16 protein-coding genes are annotated in these 16,047 nt (G+C 68.6%); 8 read left to right on the forward strand and 8 right to left on the reverse strand.

What is annotated here, in order from left to right:
* Positions 1–58: 58 nt before the first annotated feature.
* Complete coding sequence (locus tag AB6806_RS19060; protein WP_038364086.1) at positions 59–703, reverse strand: helix-turn-helix domain-containing protein; 645 nt, start codon at positions 701–703, stop codon at positions 59–61.
* 240 nt (positions 704–943) lie between these two features.
* Between AB6806_RS19060 and dapA the strand changes: the two genes are divergently transcribed.
* The 8 genes from dapA (at position 944) to AB6806_RS19100 (ending at position 9,255) form a co-directional block, all read left to right on the forward strand.
* On the forward strand, positions 944–1,843 hold the full coding sequence (dapA, locus tag AB6806_RS19065) for a 4-hydroxy-tetrahydrodipicolinate synthase (RefSeq protein ID WP_142023034.1): 900 nt from the start codon (positions 944–946) through the stop codon (positions 1,841–1,843).
* 14 nt (positions 1,844–1,857) lie between these two features.
* Positions 1,858–3,285, forward strand: a complete 1,428-nt coding sequence (locus AB6806_RS19070; protein WP_370955191.1) for an FAD-binding oxidoreductase — start codon at positions 1,858–1,860, stop codon at positions 3,283–3,285.
* 125 nt (positions 3,286–3,410) lie between these two features.
* Entirely contained in the window at positions 3,411–4,259 is an 849-nt protein-coding gene (locus AB6806_RS19075; RefSeq protein WP_038362993.1) for a transporter substrate-binding domain-containing protein, read from the forward strand.
* Between the two features lie 141 nt (positions 4,260–4,400).
* Positions 4,401–5,066 carry an amino acid ABC transporter permease gene (locus AB6806_RS19080; protein ID WP_038362992.1) on the forward strand — a complete coding sequence of 222 codons (666 nt, stop codon included), beginning with the start codon at positions 4,401–4,403 and terminating at the stop codon, positions 5,064–5,066.
* 10 nt (positions 5,067–5,076) lie between these two features.
* Positions 5,077–5,838, forward strand: a complete 762-nt coding sequence (locus AB6806_RS19085) for an amino acid ABC transporter ATP-binding protein (RefSeq protein ID WP_370955192.1) — start codon at positions 5,077–5,079, stop codon at positions 5,836–5,838.
* Positions 5,839–5,847: 9 nt separating this feature from the next.
* A complete protein-coding gene (locus AB6806_RS19090) occupies positions 5,848–7,125 on the forward strand; it encodes an NAD(P)/FAD-dependent oxidoreductase (RefSeq protein WP_370955193.1) in 1,278 nt (425 codons plus the stop codon).
* On the forward strand, positions 7,122–8,090 hold the full coding sequence (locus AB6806_RS19095) for a hypothetical protein (protein ID WP_370955194.1): 969 nt from the start codon (positions 7,122–7,124) through the stop codon (positions 8,088–8,090). Before AB6806_RS19090 ends, AB6806_RS19095 begins: the two co-directional genes overlap by 4 nt.
* Before the next feature lie 10 nt (positions 8,091–8,100).
* Entirely contained in the window at positions 8,101–9,255 is a 1,155-nt protein-coding gene (locus AB6806_RS19100) for an alpha-hydroxy acid oxidase (protein WP_370955195.1), read from the forward strand.
* A gap of 79 nt (positions 9,256–9,334) precedes the next feature.
* Here the strand turns inward: AB6806_RS19100 and AB6806_RS19105 are convergent, their stop codons facing one another.
* The 7 genes from AB6806_RS19105 to AB6806_RS19135 all read right to left on the reverse strand — a co-directional run bounded on the left by AB6806_RS19105 (position 9,335) and on the right by AB6806_RS19135 (position 16,033).
* Complete coding sequence (locus AB6806_RS19105; protein ID WP_112764917.1) at positions 9,335–10,207, reverse strand: amino acid ABC transporter substrate-binding protein; 873 nt, start codon at positions 10,205–10,207, stop codon at positions 9,335–9,337.
* A 57-nt stretch (positions 10,208–10,264) separates the two neighbouring features.
* A complete protein-coding gene (locus AB6806_RS19110; RefSeq protein WP_370955196.1) occupies positions 10,265–11,335 on the reverse strand; it encodes an NAD/NADP octopine/nopaline dehydrogenase family protein in 1,071 nt (356 codons plus the stop codon).
* A gap of 84 nt (positions 11,336–11,419) precedes the next feature.
* Complete coding sequence (locus AB6806_RS19115) at positions 11,420–12,148, reverse strand: amino acid ABC transporter ATP-binding protein (protein WP_038362977.1); 729 nt, start codon at positions 12,146–12,148, stop codon at positions 11,420–11,422.
* A complete protein-coding gene (locus tag AB6806_RS19120) occupies positions 12,145–12,801 on the reverse strand; it encodes an amino acid ABC transporter permease (protein WP_038362974.1) in 657 nt (218 codons plus the stop codon). The genes AB6806_RS19115 and AB6806_RS19120 overlap by 4 nt, the downstream gene beginning before the upstream one ends.
* Positions 12,798–13,517, reverse strand: a complete 720-nt coding sequence (locus AB6806_RS19125; RefSeq protein ID WP_370955197.1) for an amino acid ABC transporter permease — start codon at positions 13,515–13,517, stop codon at positions 12,798–12,800. The genes AB6806_RS19120 and AB6806_RS19125 overlap by 4 nt, the downstream gene beginning before the upstream one ends.
* Before the next feature lie 78 nt (positions 13,518–13,595).
* On the reverse strand, positions 13,596–15,053 hold the full coding sequence (locus tag AB6806_RS19130; RefSeq protein WP_370955198.1) for an NAD(P)-binding domain-containing protein: 1,458 nt from the start codon (positions 15,051–15,053) through the stop codon (positions 13,596–13,598).
* Positions 15,050–16,033: a LysR family transcriptional regulator gene (locus AB6806_RS19135; RefSeq protein WP_370955199.1), complete on the reverse strand. Its 984-nt coding sequence runs from the start codon at positions 16,031–16,033 to the stop codon at positions 15,050–15,052. The genes AB6806_RS19130 and AB6806_RS19135 overlap by 4 nt, the downstream gene beginning before the upstream one ends.
* Positions 16,034–16,047 lie beyond the last annotated feature (14 nt).

The raw sequence follows: 16,047 nt of genomic DNA on the forward strand, positions 1-16,047 counted from the left end.
GACCGCAACCGCGCCCTGCTCCGAGGCGGAATCGGGCGCTGTCGCGGCGGCGGCGCCGTCAGAGGTCGACGAGCACCCAGAGCACGACCGCATCGGTCGGCCCCTTCGAGGTCCAGGTGTGCTCGGTGGTGGCGTCGTAATAGACGGAATCGCCCTTGTTGAGCTCGAGCGGCTCGTAGAGGCGGCTATGCACGATGAGCGTGCCGTCCATCACCATCACGAAGATCTCCGCCTCGGATTTCGCCCAGGCCGCGTATTCGTCCGGCGAGCGGGCCGTCACCGTGGTCAGGATCGGCGTGGCGCGCTTGTTCTTGAGATCGGCGCAGAGCAGGACGTTGTTGCAGGTCCCGGTGGTGTGCTTGCTGCCGCCGCCCGCCCGGCTGATGCTGCGGCGCCCGGCGAAGCTCACCGCGCCGCCCTGCTCACCGCTCGACAACAGCGTCACCAGCTCGACCTCGAGCCCATGGGCGATGCGCTGCATCGTCGAGATCGTCGGCGAAAGCTCGTTGCGCTCGATCTTGGAGAAGGCCGAGGCCGATACGCCCGTCATCGCGCTGACGTCCTGCAGGGTCAGGCCGCGACTCTTGCGCAGCTTGAGCAGCCGCGCGCCGATATCGATCCCGCCGCGCGCCTCGTCGCCGGATTGCCAGGCCTCAGGCGGCTCGGGCGATTCCCCCCGTTCCGCCAGCGAGATTTCCGGCATGCCCATTCTCCTCGTTCCAGCCCAATGGCGCCTCCTGTCATAATCGCCGGCCGCAGGGAAGAAAAGGGAACGCCACCGCTCATGGGCGAATAAATTTCGTATCCGACATTTTTATATTTTTGTGTTGACAGTTGGTCCCGGCTGCAACAATTTTCCGCAAATGATGTGCCGGCAACCGGTCCGGAGGCGTTCGGCGAGGGGCCGGCGCGGCCAGGCGACATCGCGGCAGGGACGTTTCGCATGACACTCACGCACGACACACTTGGCGGCCTCTACACCGCGATCGTCACGCCGCTCGCCGCCGACGGCGCGGTCGACATCAAGGGCCTCCAGGCTTTGGTGCGTTTCCAGCTCGCGGCCGGCGCGGCCGGCATCGTGCCGATCGGCGGCACGGGCGAATATCCGGCCTTCTCCCGCGACGAGCGCCGCGCCATCGTCGCCGCCTGCGTCGAGGCCGCCGAGGGCAAGCCGGTCATTCCCGGCGTGCTCTCCACCGGTTTCGAGGATGCGCTCGAAGCGGGCCGCGACTTCGCCGCTGCCGGCGCCGCCGCGGTCATGACCGTCACGCCCTATTACGCCCCCGGCACGCAGGACGGCATGCGCGCCTATTTCCGGCGCTACCGCGATGCGCTCGACCTGCCGGTCATGCTCTACCAGATTCCGCGCCGCACGACGGTCTCCGCCTTCGCCGACACGGTGCAGGCCATGGCCGAGGACGGTTCGATCATCGGCATGAAGTACTCGTCCTACGACATGCCCGATTTCATCCGCACGGTGAAATATGCCGGCGACAAGATCGCGATCCTGTCGGGCGAGGAGCCGCTCTTCGCCACCCATGTCGCGCTCGGCGCGCGGGGCGGCGTGCTGGCGTCGGCGACCATCTATCCGAAGATCTGGCTCGAGATCTTCGCGCTTGCCCGCCAGGGCAAGCTCAAGGAGGCGCTGAAGCTGCAGGACAAGATCGATCCGGTGGTCGACGCCATCTATGTCGAGACGAATCCGGGGCCGCTGAAGGAATATATGGCGCTCGCCGGCATGCCGGTCGGCGGCGTGCGCCTGCCGCTGCTCGGGCCGAGCGACCAGACGCTGGCCGGGCTCAAGGTCGCCGCGGCGCAGGCCAAAGCCATCAGCCTGGCCTGAGCGGAGAGCGGATCGTGATCGAGCGGCTTCGCGGCATCGTCGGCGACAAGGGCCTGATCACCGATCCGGCCGAGATGGAGCCCTGGCTCGTCGACTGGCGCCAGCGCCGGCGCGGACGGGCGCTCGCCATCGTCCAGCCGGCTTCCACGGCGGAGGTGTCCGCCGTGGTCGCGCTCTGCGCGGCCGAAGGCCAGCCGGTCTTCCCGGTCGGCGGCAATACCGGCCTGTGCTTCGGCGCCGTGCCGGACAGCGGCCGGAGCGACAAGCCCGGCATCGTGCTGTCGCTGCGCCGCATGAACCGCATCCGCTCGGTCGACCGGGCCACCGGCGTCGCGACCGTCGATGCCGGCGTCGTGCTCGGCGATCTGCACAACGCCGCCATCGAGGCCGGGCGGCAGTTTCCGCTCCATCTCGGCAGCGAGGGCAGCGCCCAGATCGGCGGGCTGATCTCGACCAATGCCGGCGGCACCGGCGTCGTCCGCTACGGGCCGATGCGCGATCTCGTCGCCGGCCTGGAAGTCGTGCTGTCGGACGGGCGCGTGCTCTCGGACCTCGCGGCGCTGCGCAAGGACAATACCGGCTACATGCTGCGCCATCTCTTCATCGGCGCGGAAGGGACGCTCGGCATCGTCACGGGCGCGGCGCTGCGGCTGCATCCGCAGACGCCGAACACCGCCCATGCCTGGGTCGCCGTCGCCGAACCCGCGGCCGCAGTCGCGCTGCTGGCCGCGCTGCAGGACCGCGCCGGCTCCTATATCCAGGCCTTCGAGATGGTCTCCGCCTCGCAATTCGAGCTGGTGCGCAAGCATGCCGAGCGGGCCCGCTTCCCCTTCCCCGAGATTCCGGCCTGGTCCGTCCTGATCGAGCTCGGCAGCGAGGACGCGACCACCGCCCTCCCCGCGATCCTCGAGGAGGTCGTCGGCGCCGCGCTCGAAGCCGGCGAGGTGCTCGATGCCGTCATCGCGACCTCCGAGCAGCAGGCGGCCGAGTTCTGGCACCTCCGCCATTCGGTCTCCGAGGCCAACAGGAAGGAAGGCATGAGCATCACCCATGATGTCGCCGTGCGCTCCTCCCACGTCGCCCCCTTCATCGCAGCAGCCGACAAGGTCGCGGCCGAGCGCTACCCGCAGGCGATCACGGAAGTGGTCTGCCATCTCGGCGACGGCAATGTGCACTACATCCTGATGTTCACGCACGAATTCTGGGCGGCCCTGCCCGATGCGGAAGCCTTCGCGCTCGAAGTCGAGCGAGCCATCCACGACGTCGCCGCCCGCTTCGGCGGAACCTTCAGCGCCGAGCACGGCGTGGGGCGCAAGCTGACCGAAGAGCTCGCGCGCCTCGCCGATCCGCTGCGCTACGAGCTGATGAACAAGGTCAAGACGCTGTTCGATCCGCAGAACCTGATGAATCCGGGCGTTCTGCTGGCACCGAAAACGACCTGAGAACGACGCCAAAATCCGCTGCGGCCTTCGGTGAGGGGGCGCAGGTCACGGAAGCCCGCAGGGGAAGCGGGAGCCTGCCTCACCAGCCATGACGGGGTTCGCCTCATAACGCCGGGAGAATGAACATGACGACACGCAGGGATCTGGCAGGCCTCATCGGCGCCGGCGCGGTGGCAGCCGGCGCGCTCACGCTGGCCTCCAACGGAGCGAGCGCGCAGAGCGCGGCGAAGAACACCTTCGACCGCATCATCGCCAGCAAGAAGCTCAGGCTCGGCGCCGTGACCTCGAGCGCGCCCTGGTTCGTCAAGGACCCGGCCAGCGGCAAGTGGAGCGGCCATTTCTACACGATCGGCGCCGCGCTCGCGAAGGACATGGAGGTCGAGCTCGAGCTGGTCGAGACGACCTGGGGCAATGCGGTGCTCGATCTCCAGGCCGACAAGATCGACATCATGTTCGGGCTCAACCCGACGCCGAAGCGCGCGATGGCGGTCGATTTCTCGGTCGGCGCCTATGACAGCGCGCTGGTCGTCATCGCCAAGCCGGGCTTCGAGCCCAAGAGCTGGGCCGACATGAACAAGCCCGAGGTCAAGATCTCGGTCGATGTCGGCTCGGCCCATGACCAGATCGCCACGCTGCTGTGCCCGAAGGCCCAGATCACGCGCTTCAAGACCATCAACGAGGCGATGCTGGCGCTGCGCACCGGCCGCGTCGATGCGCAGTGCATCTTCTGGATGGGCGGCGTGCGCGCCGTGAAGGCCGACCCCAGCCTCGGCAAGGTCGTCGTGCCCCAGCCCTTCTTCGGCTCGACCTCGAACGCGGCCTTTCGCCGCGAATCGGACAAGACCTGGCGCGATTTCGTCAACACCTGGATCGTCTATGCGCGCGGCCTCGGCCTCGTCCGCAGCGCCGTCGTCGAAAGCCTGGAGCAGGTCGGCGTCACCTCCGAGGACATTCCGGCGGGCATCACCCTCTGAGGGTTCTCCGGCTTCCCGCGTCCATCGCGGGAAGCCGCTTCGTTTCCTGCACGCTCTTTCGTGCAGATCGCTTTTTGCGGGCCGCCTCCGGCAACACGCTCTCATGCGCGAGGGCTGCGCCGCGCGCGGGCAGGGTTGGACATGTCCTACACTTGGAATTTCGACATCGTCTGGAGCTATCGCTGGATCTTCCTGACCGGAACCGGCGTGACGATCGGCATCACCATCGCCGTCGTCCTGCTCGGCCTGGTCGTCGGCCTTATCGCCGGCATCGCCCAGCTCTCGCGCTCGCCGGCCCTGCGCTGGCTGTCCTGGGCCTATATCGAGATGTTCCGGCTGACGCCGCTGCTCGTGCTGCTGCTGTGGTTCTATTACGCGCTGCCGATCCTGACCGGCATCAAGCTCGACGCGATCACCGCCTCGGTCGTGACGCTGACGCTCTATGGCGGCTCGTTCTATGCGGAGGTGATCCGCGGCGGCATCATCTCGATCGAGCCGGGGCAAAGCGAGGCCGGGCTGGCGCTGGGCATGACCCCGGCGCGGGTGATGCGCCGGATCGTGCTGCCGCAGGCGATCAAGCGGATGATCCCGCCGCTGATGAACCAGTCGATCATCCAGTTCAAGAACACCTCGCTCGTCTCCGTCCTCGCCGTGCCCGACCTGCTCTATCAGGGCCAGGTTGCCGCCATGGACACCTACCGCGCGCTCGAGGTCTACACGGTGGTCGCCGCGATCTACGTGGTCGTGCTGCTGCCGCTGACCGCGATCGTCAAGCTGGCCGAAAAGCGGCTGGCGCACAGCAATTGAGGGCCGGGCGATGAGCTATAGGATCGAGGTCTCCGGCCTTCGCAAGAGCTTCGGCTCGCTGGTCGTGCTCAAGGACATCAATCTCAAGGTCGAGACCGGCCAGGTCGTCGCGCTGATCGGCCCGTCCGGCTCCGGCAAGTCGACCCTGCTGCGCTGCCTCAACCTGCTCGTCATGCCCGAAGGCGGCCGCATCCGCATCGGCGAGGACAGCTTCTCCTTCGGCGACGGCTCGAAGCTGCCGGCCACCCGCGAGCAGGCGCGCTTCCGCTCGAACACCGGCATGGTCTTCCAGCACTTCAACCTGTTCCCGCACATGACGGTGGTCCAGAACGTCATGGAAGGCCCGGTCTCGGTGAAGGCGATGCCGAAGCCGCAGGCGGAGGCGCTCGCCCGCAAGCTCCTCGCCAAGGTCGGCCTCAGCGACAAGGTCGACGTCTTCCCCAACAAGCTCTCGGGCGGGCAGAAGCAGCGCGTCGCCATCGCACGCGCGCTGGCGATGGAGCCGGAGGTGATGCTCTTCGACGAGGCGACTTCCGCGCTCGACCCCGAACTCGTCGGGGAGGTGCTCGGCGTCATGCGCGACCTCGCCGCCGAGGGCATGACGATGATCATCGTCACCCATGAGATCGGCTTCGCCCGCGAGGTCGCCGACCGCGTCGTCTTCATGCGCGACGGCGTCATCGTCGAGGAGGGGCCGGCGCGCGAGGTGATCGGCGAACCCAAGCAGGAAGCGACCCGGGCTTTCCTCAGCCACTTCCACAATCGCGGCTGAGGCCGGGCGATGCCGGGGGACGCGCCATTGACCGTCGCCGTGATCGGCGCCGGAATCGTCGGCCTGTGCGCAGCCCTCGAGGTCCAGCGCGCCGGCCACCATGTCCTGCTGGTCGAGCCGGGCGAGCCCGGCGGCCGTCAGGCCGCCTCCTATGGCAATGCGACCTGGATCAACCCCGGCGCGATCATGCCGATCTCCCTGCCGGGTCTCTGGCGCAAGGTGCCGGGCTTCCTGCTCGACCGGACCGGGCCGTTCACGTTGCGCTGGCGCGACCTGCCCCGCCATGCCGGCTGGCTCGCCCGCTTCATCGCCGCCGGCCGCGACTGGGAGCGCATCGGGATCTGCGCACGCCAGCGCTACCCGCTCTGCAAGCACACAGTGACCGATCACCGCGCCTATGCCGACGCGGCTGGTGTCGGCCACCTGATCCGGCAGGAAGGGCTGGTCTATGTCTATCCGGACCGCACCGCCTTCGCCGCCGAAAGCCGCATCTGGGCGATGCGCCGCGAGCTCGGAATCCGCTTCAGCGAGATCGAGGAGCCTGACTTGCGCCGCCTGCAGCCGGAGCTGTCGCCGGCCTACCGCTTCGGCGCCCGGCTCGACGATGCCGGCCAGATCGCCGATCCCGGCGCCTATTGCGCGGCGCTTGCCCGGCTGCTGGAGGCGCGCGGCGCGCAACGCATCACGGCGCGCGCCATCGGCTTCATCATCGAGAGCGGCAGGCTGAGCGCCGTCGCGACCGACCGGGGCCCCCTCGCCTGCGACCGCGCCGTCATCGCAGCCGGCATCGGTTCGGCTGGGCTGGCCAGGCTCGCGGGAGACCGCGTGCCCCTGATCTCCGAGCGCGGCTACCATGTCGTCATCCCCGAGCCGGGCGTCGAGCTCGGCGCCGGGCTGATGCCGTCGGACGGCCAGATGGGCGTCGTCTCGACGCCGCAAGGGCTGAGGCTCGCCGGGCAGGTCGAGCTCGCCGATCCCGACGCAGACCCCGACTGGCGCCGCGCCGACATCCTGCTCGGCTATGCCCGCAAGATGTTTCCCGGGCAGGCGAAGCGCTTCGAGACCGCCCGGATCGACCGCTGGATGGGCAACCGCCCCTCGACGCCGGATGGCCTGCCCTGCATCGGCATCGCTTCCGGCTCGGCCGATATCGTGCATGCTTTCGGCCATGCCCATACCGGGCTGACCCAGGCGCCGGCGACGGGCAGGCTCGTCGCCGCGCTGATCGACGGGCGCGAGCCGCCCTTCGATCCCACCCCCTATTCCGCCCGGAGGTTCGCCCGATGAGCGAGCGCCTGCTCTATCTCTCGCGCAGCGACGTCAAGGCCCTCGCCATCCCGCCCGGCAAGGCGCGCGAGGCCGTGCTCCAGGCCTTCCGCGACCATGCCGCCGGCCTCAACCGCAGCCTGCCGAAAAGCGCGCTCGGGCTCGGTCCCGGCCATGGCTTCCAGGCCATGACGGCAGCCTCGCAGGCGCAGGGGATCGCGACGCTGAAATGGGTCTCGATGGCGCCCGTCGGCCCCGACAGCCCGGTGCCCGGGATCAACGCCCTGATCTGCGTCAGCGACTATCGCAGCGGCGCGCCGCTGGCCGTGCTCGACGGTGACGAGATCACGCTGATCCGCACCGCCGCGCTCTCGGCCGCCGCCGCCGCGCGGATGGCGCCGCCCGCCCCCCGGACCATCGGTTTCGTCGGCTGCGGCCTCCAGGCCCATGCCCATCTCGACGCCTTCCTCGCCCTCTATCCCGGCCTGGCCACGGCGCTGGCCTTGAGCCGCAGCCGCTCCTCGGCGGAGCGTCTCGCGCAGGCCGCTTCGAAGCACGGACTTGCGACCGAGATCGTCGCCGATGCCGACGCCCTGCTGGCGCGCAGCGACATCGTCATCTCGATGGTGCCGGGCGCGCCGGGGCTGAAGCCGTTCCTCGATGCGCGGCTGATGAAGCCGAACGCCTTCGCCGCCGCCGTCGACATCGGCCGGAGCTGGATCCCCGAGAGCCTGCCGGCCTTCGACGTGCTGGCGACCGACAGCCTCGAACAGTCGCAGGCGCCCTACGACATCGACGGCAACCCAGTGACGACGGTCCGCTTCGGCCACGATCTCGTCGAGATGGCGAACGACGCCCACCCGACCGCGCCGGGCGCCCGCTCCTTCTTCTGCTTCCGCGGCTTCGCCCTCGCAGATCTCGCGCTGGCGCATCTCGTCATCGGCCGCGCCCGCGAACGCGGCATCGGCATCGACCTGCCACGATGACGCCGCCGCGATGACCGCCTTCTCCCATATCCTCAACGTCGCCGATGCGCGCCGCGCCGCTTCGCGCCGTCTGCCGCGCGGCCTGTTCGAATATGTCGATCGCGGCAGCGAGGACGAAGTCTCCATCGCCACCAACCGCAGTGAGCTCGACGCGATCCGGCTTTCGCCGGCCGTGCTGGTCGATGTCTCCCGGCGCTCGACCGAGGCCGAGATCCTCGGCCAGCGCCAGCCGCTCCCGCTGGTGATCGCGCCTACCGCCGTCGCCGGCCTCGTCTGGCACGATGGCGAGATCGCCATCGCCAAAGCGGCGGCAGCGGCCGGCATTCCCTTCTGCGTCTCGACGCAGTCGATCACCGCCATCGAGCGCATCGCGGCGGAATCCGGCGCGCGGCTCTGGTTCCAGCTCTATGTCTGGAAGAACCGCCAGCGCATGCTCGCCCTGCTCGACCGCGCCTGGGCGGCCGGGGCCGAAACCCTCGTCCTGACCGTCGACACCGCCGTCGGCCCCAACCGCGAATACAATCTCCGCAACGGCTTCGGCATTCCGCTGAAGGCCTCGTGGCGGGCGGGTCTCGACGTCGCGCTGCATCCGCGCTGGACGGCCTCCGTCATGCTGCGGGCGCTGGCGACGGGCGGCGTGCCGACCTATGCGCATTACCCCGACGGGTTCCGCACCAAGCTGGGCCGCGCCGCGCTCTCCGACGAGCTCAGCCTGGCGGCGGACGTGACCTGGGAGGATGTGAAGCTGCTGCGCCGGCACTGGCGCGGCAAGCTCGTGCTCAAGGGCGTCCTGCGGGTGGAGGATGCGCAGGCGGCGCTGTCGCACGGCGTCGACGCCATCGTCGTGTCGAACCATGGCGCGCGCAACCTCGACTGCGCGCCCGGCCCGACCCAGGTGCTGCCGGCGATCGCCGACGCCATCGCCGGCCGCCTCGAGATCCTGGCCGATAGCGGTGTGCGCCGCGGCGCCGACATCGCCCGCTTTCTCGCCTTGGGCGCGAACGGCGTCCTGATCGGCCGCGCCCCGCTCTATGGCGTGGCGATCGGCGGCGCGGAAGGCGCGGGCCGCATCCTCGACATTCTCGCCAACGAACTCAGGATCACGATGGGGATGCTGGGCGCTCCCGCGCTTCGCGACCTTCGGCTCGCCTCCTCAGGGTCCTGACCGCAAGCGACCGACAGGCCTTGCCGCCGCGCGGAGCGCGGCGGGTCCGGTTCTCAAGCGCCGTGACGGCGGCGCAGGCTCATTCGGCGTAGGATTGCGTCGCCCAGGCCGCCCGCAGCTTCGGCCCGACATGGGCGCCGAGCGGCCCGAACCACTTCATGTACAAGGCCTCGGCCTCGCCCGATTTGAACATCTTGCCCATCGTGTGATTGACGATCCAGAGGATGGTCGGGTTGAGCTTGGGCACCATGAAGCCTTGCGGCGCATAGCCATATTCGTCGCCGACGATCTCCAGCGCGTCGGGCTTCTTCGACTGCTTGATCAGCCCGTAGAAGGCGCCGTTGTCGCTGAAATAGGCATCGGCGCGCCGGGTCTCGACCGCGATCAGGGCGGCGGCGTGGTCGTCGACATTGATGACGCGCAGATTGAGCTTGCGCTCGGCCACGAGCTTCTTGAGGTCGGGCTCGCTGGTGCCGCCCGTCGCCACCGCCACGATCTTGCCGTTGAGGTCGTCGTAATTCTTGATGCCGGTGCTCTTGAGGACCAGGAGCTGGCTCGCCGAGACGTGGCTGACCGACGAGAAATCGACCTGCTTGTTGCGACCGAAGGTGTTGACCGTCCCCTCGCATTCGAGGTCGATCGTCCCGTTGGCGACGAGCGCCTGCCGGTTCTGGATCGTCATCGGCACGTATTTGATCTTGATCTCGGGCAGGTTCAGCTCGGTCTTGATGTCCTCGATGATGCGCTTGCAGAACTCGACCGCATAGCCCGTCGGATTCTTGTTGTCGTCGAGATAGCTGAACGGAAACAGCGCCTCGCGGACGCCCATGGTGATGGTCTGCGTCTCTTTCAGCTTCTTGACGATGCCGTCGACCTCCTGGGCTCCAGCGGCCGAACTCGCCAGGTTCAGCGCCAGACATGCGCCCGCGGCTGCAGCAAGATGGAATCTCATGGCTCTCTCCCGGTTATCGCGATCGCTCGCATGGCCGCCCTCGCCGGAGGACGGTGTCTAAAATCCATCCCGCGCCCGCGCCTCCAGCTCGTCGCGCGCCATCGCCGCGAAGCCGAGCGCCGGCAGCAACTCGTTCTCGCCCGCGAAATCCCGCCCATAGGCGGCCGACAGCATCGTCAGCCCCGCCTCGTGCAAGGTCGCCGGTTTCCCGGCGAGCCGGCCGAGCAGCACGGTGGGCCATAATCCGTAAGGTGCATCTTCGAGAACGTAGCGGCTCTCCAGCGTCGTCGGGCCGAAACCGCCCTTGCCGCGGCCATGCAGCTCGGCATTCATCTCCGCGATGCTGGCGACCGGAAGCTGGTAGGAATAGGCATAATGCTCGCGGATCGTCCGGACCGAGACGCCGAAGGCCTCGGCGATGGCGAGCCGCTCCGCATCGAGCGCTTCCATCACGCGCCCGACGGCGGTGGTGACGTTCTCGGCCTGGCCCCAGCTTTCGCCCCGCTCCATCCGCGTCAGGTTGAACAGGGCGATGGCGAGATGGTTCTGCGGGTTGAGATTGCTCAGGGCGATCGCCAGCAGTCCCTCGCGGACGACGAAGCGCTCGCCGAACAGGGCGTTGCACAGCGCCAGCGCTTCGGCTGCAGCTTCCTGCGGCAAGGCCGCGATGTCGATCTTGGAGCGCAGCGAATTCACTGCGACCTCGGTCGGCGATGCCTTGCGGCCGGTCGTCAGGGTCGTCCCCCATACGACGATGGGCACAGACAGCTTCCGCGCCGCCAGCAGCTGCGAAAGGTAGAGCGCGCCGAAGGAGGCATGCGAGCTGACGATGACGGATTGCCCCTCCCTCAGATGAGGGGCGATCGCATCGAAGGCCATCTTGTGGGCGTAGCCCGGCATCGCCAGCATCACGACGTCGGCGCTGGCGACGGCTTCCGCGGCGCTTCCCGCGATGCGCGGGTGGAAGCTGGCTTCGATCGCTCCCGTCGCGCGCAGCGGCGCTCCCGCAGCAAGCTGCTCCGTGCTCCGGCCGGAGGGCGACCACAGCATCGGGTCATGCCCCATGGCCGACAATTGAGCCGCGGCGCCGCAGGCCGCCGCTCCCGCACCGAGAATGCTAACGCGCATCGTGGAATCGCCTCTCCCGACGAGACCGCCGGCTTGTTGTCGCTCGCGTAACCATGGCTGGCCGCTGGAAACGCCCATGACCGCTCAATGCGTCAGGACCTGCTTCAGGAATTGCCGCGCCCTCTCCGAGGCAGGGGCTGTGAAGAACTGCTCCTTGGGCGTGTCCTCGACGATCTCGCCACGATCCATGAACAGGACGCGATCCGCAACGCGTTGGGCGAAGCCCATCTCATGGGTGACGACGATCATGGTCATGCCTTCGAGCGCGAGCTCCTGCATCACCTCCAGCACCTCGTTGATCATCTCGGGGTCGAGCGCCGAGGTCGGCTCGTCGAACAGCATCGCCTGCGGGTTCATCGCCAGGGCGCGTGCGATCGACACGCGCTGCTGCTGCCCGCCGGAGAGTTGCGACGGACGCTGGCCGAGCTTGTCGCCCAGGCCGACCCGCGTCAGGATCTTCGCAGAGCGCTCATCGGCCTCCTTCTGCGAGCGCCTGAGCACATGGATCTGCGCCAGGCTGACATTCTGCAGCGCGGTCATGTGCGGGTAGAGCTCGAAACTCTGGAAGACCATGCCGATGCGCGAGCGCAGGGCCGGCAGGTCGGTCTTCGGCGACGAGACCGAGACGCCGTCGACCGTGATCGTGCCCCGCTCGAACGGCACCAGCCCGTTGATGCATTTGATCAGCGTGCTCTTGCCGGAGCCCGACGGCCCGCAGACCACCACGACCTCGCCGAGACGGATCTCGGCCGAGCAGCCGCGCAGGATGTGCTGGGGGCCGTAGGATTTGTGCACGTCGTCCAGAACGATCATGACGGGCGCCCCTTCCTGTAGAATTCGGCAAGCTTCGTGACGGAGAGGCAGATCACCAGATAGACCACGGCGACCAGCGTATACATCTCGGTGGAACGCCCGTCGCGGGCAGCGACCACGCTCGCGGCGGTGAGGAAGTCGTGCAGCGACACGACATAGACCAGCGAGGTGTCCTGGAACACGATCACGATCTGGTTGAGGATCAGCGGCCCCATCGCCCGCATCGCCTGCGGCATCACGATCAGCCGCAGCACCTGCCAGCGGCGCAGGCCTGTCGCCAGCCCGGCATCGCTCTGCCCGGAGCGGACGCTGCCGATGCCGGCGCGGATGATCTCGCAATAGAACGCCGCCTCGAACAGAACGAAGGCGATCAGGGCCGAGGTCAGCGAGCCGACCGGCCGCCCGATGGCGAGCGGCATGAGGAAATAGAACCAGAACAGCACCAGCACCAGCGGCAGCGAGCGCATCACCGTGACGTAAGCCGCCGCCGGAACCGAGATCAGCCGGTGCGTGGACAGCCGCATCAGCGCCAGCCCGAAGCCGACGACGAGGCCGCCCAGCGTCGCGACCAGAACCAGCAGCGCGCTGAGCGCCATCCCTTCGGCGAGGAAGCCATACGAGCGGGCGATCACGCCCCAGTCGAAATCGCTCACGTCGTGGCCTTTCGCAGCGAGGCTCCGCCGATCCGGCCATCGATGAGGCGCATCAGCCCCGTCGCGCACAGGCCGATCACCAGATAGCCCACCGTCGCGAAGGTGAAGGCCTCGAAGCCCTGGAAGGTGTAGTTCTCGACATGCCGGCTTTGCGCGGTCAGTTCGAGCACGCCGATCGTCAGGCTGAGCGAGGACAGTTTGATCGTGATCAGGAATTCCGAGGTCAGCGGCCCGACGATGGCGCGCAGGCCCAGCGGCAGGGCGATCAGCCGGAAGGCCTGCAGCGGGCGCAGGCCCGTGGCGAGCGCCGCCGGCAGCAATGGCGCGCCGACGGCCTCGATGCCGGCGCGAACCTGCTCGGCGACGCGCGCCCCGGCGAACAGGCCGATGGCGACCACCGCGGTGACGATTTCCGGATAAGGCAGGTCCCGCTTCAGCCAGAGGCCGACCCCGTCGGGAACGATCTCGGGCAGGACGAAATACCACAGGAACAGCTGGACAAGCGGCGGCACGCTGCGGAACACGTCGATATAGATGCCGGCCATTAGGCGGGCCACGCGAGACGGGGCGCTGCGGGCGACGCCGACGACGATGCCGATCGTCAGCGCGACGGCCCAGCTCAGGATGCTGATCGCCAGCGTCAGGAGCAGGCCGCTCCACAGCCAGTCGATATAGGGCTCCCTGATCAGGACCGACCAGTCCCAGCGGTAATTCATCCGTCCCTACCTGTCCCGAGGTCGCCCCGACGCATTGGTTATCCAGCTAAAGCAAAATGAAGAGCACCATCTAAATTGTCAGCCCGAAGCCGCCGAGTGCGGCGCGACCGTCCACTCGTCACCCAGCAGCTCCGGCGTATCATAGGCGACGAGCGCGGCGTAATGCGTCTCGCGATCCTCGCTGAACAGCCCGGCGGTGATGCTGCGCGCAAGGCGATCCGCGCCGTCGCTGACGGCCGGGATGTCGCCCGAGAGCTTCCCGTGGGAGAGCATCGCCGGATAGTTGAAGCAGTGGATCCGCGACAGCGCCGGGCAGGAGCCGGGCTCGCGTTCCTGGAACTCGAAGCCGGGCCCGAGATCCGGGGCATTGGCAAGCTCCGCATTGTCGAGGCCGGTCGGCGGCGTATAGCGGTGCTTCCAGAAGCGGATGAAGGGCGCGAAGGCCGCGAGCTCCGGCCGCAGGCCGAGATCGACCTGGAACCCCGTCGCCAGGATCAGGAAATCGAGCGGATAGGCACCGCTCGGCGTGGTCAGGACGAGATGACCGTCGCGCTCCTCCAGGCTCAGGATCGGGCTGCCGAGATGGAAGCGCGCCTGCGGATGGCGCGAGACGCGCAGCGTCGAATCGCGCGGCGGCGGCGTCTGCGCCTTCATCGCATGGTCGAGGAAGCGCCATTTCCACTCATCCGGCAGGGCAGCGAAACCATGGACCACGCCCTGGCTGCCGATGCCCGTGAACTTGTTGACGCGCGGCAGGTCCTTGCGGCGAACGAAGAGGTCGAGGCTGCCAGCCCCCTGTTCGAGAGCCTCGGCCGCATTGTCCATGGCGGAGGCGCCGGCGCCGACGACCCCGATGCGCTTGCCTCTAATCGCCTCGAAATCGACCTCCTCCGAGCTATGGGCCCAGAGCTTGCGGTCGATACCGGAGACGATTCCCGGCACGAAGGGGCCGCCGAGCCCGTCGCGGCCGGTCGCCAGCACGAGGTGGCGGGCGCGGATGACGCGCTCGGCGCCGGCTTCGCGCAGGCGCAGCGTCAGCAGCTCCTCGGGGCCGGGTTCGACGGCGAGAAGCTCGATCTCGTTGCGAACCGGCAGGTCGAGCACGCGGCGATACCAGATGAGGTATTCCATCCATTGCCGCCGCGGGATCTTGCCCAGCGCGTTCCAGGCGTCCTGGCCGAACTGTGCCTCGTACCAGGCGCGGAAGGTCAGGGCCGGCAGGCCGAGCGCCGGGCCCGTGAGCTGCTTGGGCGAGCGCAGCGTTTCCATGCGCGCGAAGGTCACCCAGGGCCCTTCGCGGCCGGCCGGCGCCTTGTCGAGCACCAGCAGATTCGCGATGCCGAGCCCCTTCAGCGCCGCCGCCGCGGCGAGCCCGCACATCCCGGCCCCGACGATCACGACGTCGGTGACGGGCTCTCCGGCAAAGGTACGCGGCGGCACCCAGCTTTTGGCGGGCCATTCCAGCCAGGAGAGATCCTGTCGCAACCGGATTTCGAGCTGGCGCAGGCCGATGGCCGGCGGCGTGTTGGCGTTCATGGCGCAAGGTCTTTCGGATGGGGAGAAGAGCCCAGGGCGTCGGCCATCAGCCGGTCGCGGGCCGTCGCGGCGTGCCGGACGAAGCCCGGCAGCGTCTCGCGTGAAATCGTCTCGAGCGCCTCGACAAGGCCCGAGGCCAGGCCGCTCAACGGCCGGCCATAAGGCGAGAAAACCGCCCAGAAGAAGGGGATCGACAGGTCGAGCGGGCGGATCGCCACCCCTTCCACCGGCACGCCATGGGCCATGACCGGCTCGACGACCGCAATGCCGAGGCCCGCGCGCGCCGACATGATGGCGGTCTGCGCGGTGTTGCTGTCGAGGATCGCGGCCGGCACGATGCCGCGCTCCGCCAGCGCCATATCGAGGCGGCGGCGCCAGCGGAACGGATTCGCCATGGTGATCAGCCGGCGACCCGCCAGGCTCGCGAGCGGAATGCGGTCGCTGCCGGCGAGCGGATCGTCCGCCGCGACGACAGCCACGCAGGGCGCCTCGCCGATCCAGTGGATGTCGATCGCCGGATGCTCGACCGGCAGGCTGGCGATGCCGATTTCGCAGCCCTGCGTGGCAACCGCTTCCACGACCTGCTCGGCAATGGCGGTCCGGATATGGATCCGGTCGGGAAGGCTGTCTCCGTCCAGCCGCGCAAGCGCGGCCGGCAGCATGCCGGAGAAGGCGGCGATGGCGGCGACGGACAGCGAAGGCGGCCGCTCCTGCGCGATGGCGTCGGCCCGCTCGCGCAGCAGCCGCAGCCAGGCGATCACCGGCTCGACCTCCTGGTAGAAGCGCAGGCCCTGCCCGGTCGGGGTGACGCGCGGCCCGGCGCGATGCAGCAGGCCAAAGCCGAGCGAGGCTTCAAGATCCTGGATCAGGCGGGTCAGAGCCGGTTGCGAGCGCCCGAGCAGCCGCGCCGCGCCGGTGATGCTCCCGGCGGACATGACGGCGGCGAAGGCTTCGAGCTGGCGCAGATCCATGGCATCCATAATTCCAAATCCGA

Source organism: Allobosea sp. RCC_152_1 (genome assembly GCF_041360765.1).
GTDB lineage: Bacteria > Pseudomonadota > Alphaproteobacteria > Rhizobiales > Beijerinckiaceae > Allobosea > Allobosea spartocytisi.

Coding starts and splice junctions, on each gene's coding strand:
- dapA (WP_142023034.1), top strand. CDS start 944: ATGACACTCACGCACGACACACTTGGCGGCCTCTACACCGCGATCGTC.
- AB6806_RS19080 (WP_038362992.1), top strand. CDS start 4,401: ATGTCCTACACTTGGAATTTCGACATCGTCTGGAGCTATCGCTGGATC.
- AB6806_RS19125 (WP_370955197.1), bottom strand. CDS start 13,517: ATGAATTACCGCTGGGACTGGTCGGTCCTGATCAGGGAGCCCTATATC.
- AB6806_RS19095 (WP_370955194.1), top strand. CDS start 7,122: ATGAGCGAGCGCCTGCTCTATCTCTCGCGCAGCGACGTCAAGGCCCTC.
- AB6806_RS19105 (WP_112764917.1), bottom strand. CDS start 10,207: ATGAGATTCCATCTTGCTGCAGCCGCGGGCGCATGTCTGGCGCTGAAC.
- AB6806_RS19075 (WP_038362993.1), top strand. CDS start 3,411: ATGACGACACGCAGGGATCTGGCAGGCCTCATCGGCGCCGGCGCGGTG.
- AB6806_RS19130 (WP_370955198.1), bottom strand. CDS start 15,053: ATGAACGCCAACACGCCGCCGGCCATCGGCCTGCGCCAGCTCGAAATC.
- AB6806_RS19085 (WP_370955192.1), top strand. CDS start 5,077: ATGAGCTATAGGATCGAGGTCTCCGGCCTTCGCAAGAGCTTCGGCTCG.
- AB6806_RS19100 (WP_370955195.1), top strand. CDS start 8,101: ATGACCGCCTTCTCCCATATCCTCAACGTCGCCGATGCGCGCCGCGCC.
- AB6806_RS19060 (WP_038364086.1), bottom strand. CDS start 703: ATGCCGGAAATCTCGCTGGCGGAACGGGGGGAATCGCCCGAGCCGCCT.
- AB6806_RS19135 (WP_370955199.1), bottom strand. CDS start 16,033: ATGGATGCCATGGATCTGCGCCAGCTCGAAGCCTTCGCCGCCGTCATG.
- AB6806_RS19110 (WP_370955196.1), bottom strand. CDS start 11,335: ATGCGCGTTAGCATTCTCGGTGCGGGAGCGGCGGCCTGCGGCGCCGCG.
- AB6806_RS19115 (WP_038362977.1), bottom strand. CDS start 12,148: ATGATCGTTCTGGACGACGTGCACAAATCCTACGGCCCCCAGCACATC.
- AB6806_RS19090 (WP_370955193.1), top strand. CDS start 5,848: ATGCCGGGGGACGCGCCATTGACCGTCGCCGTGATCGGCGCCGGAATC.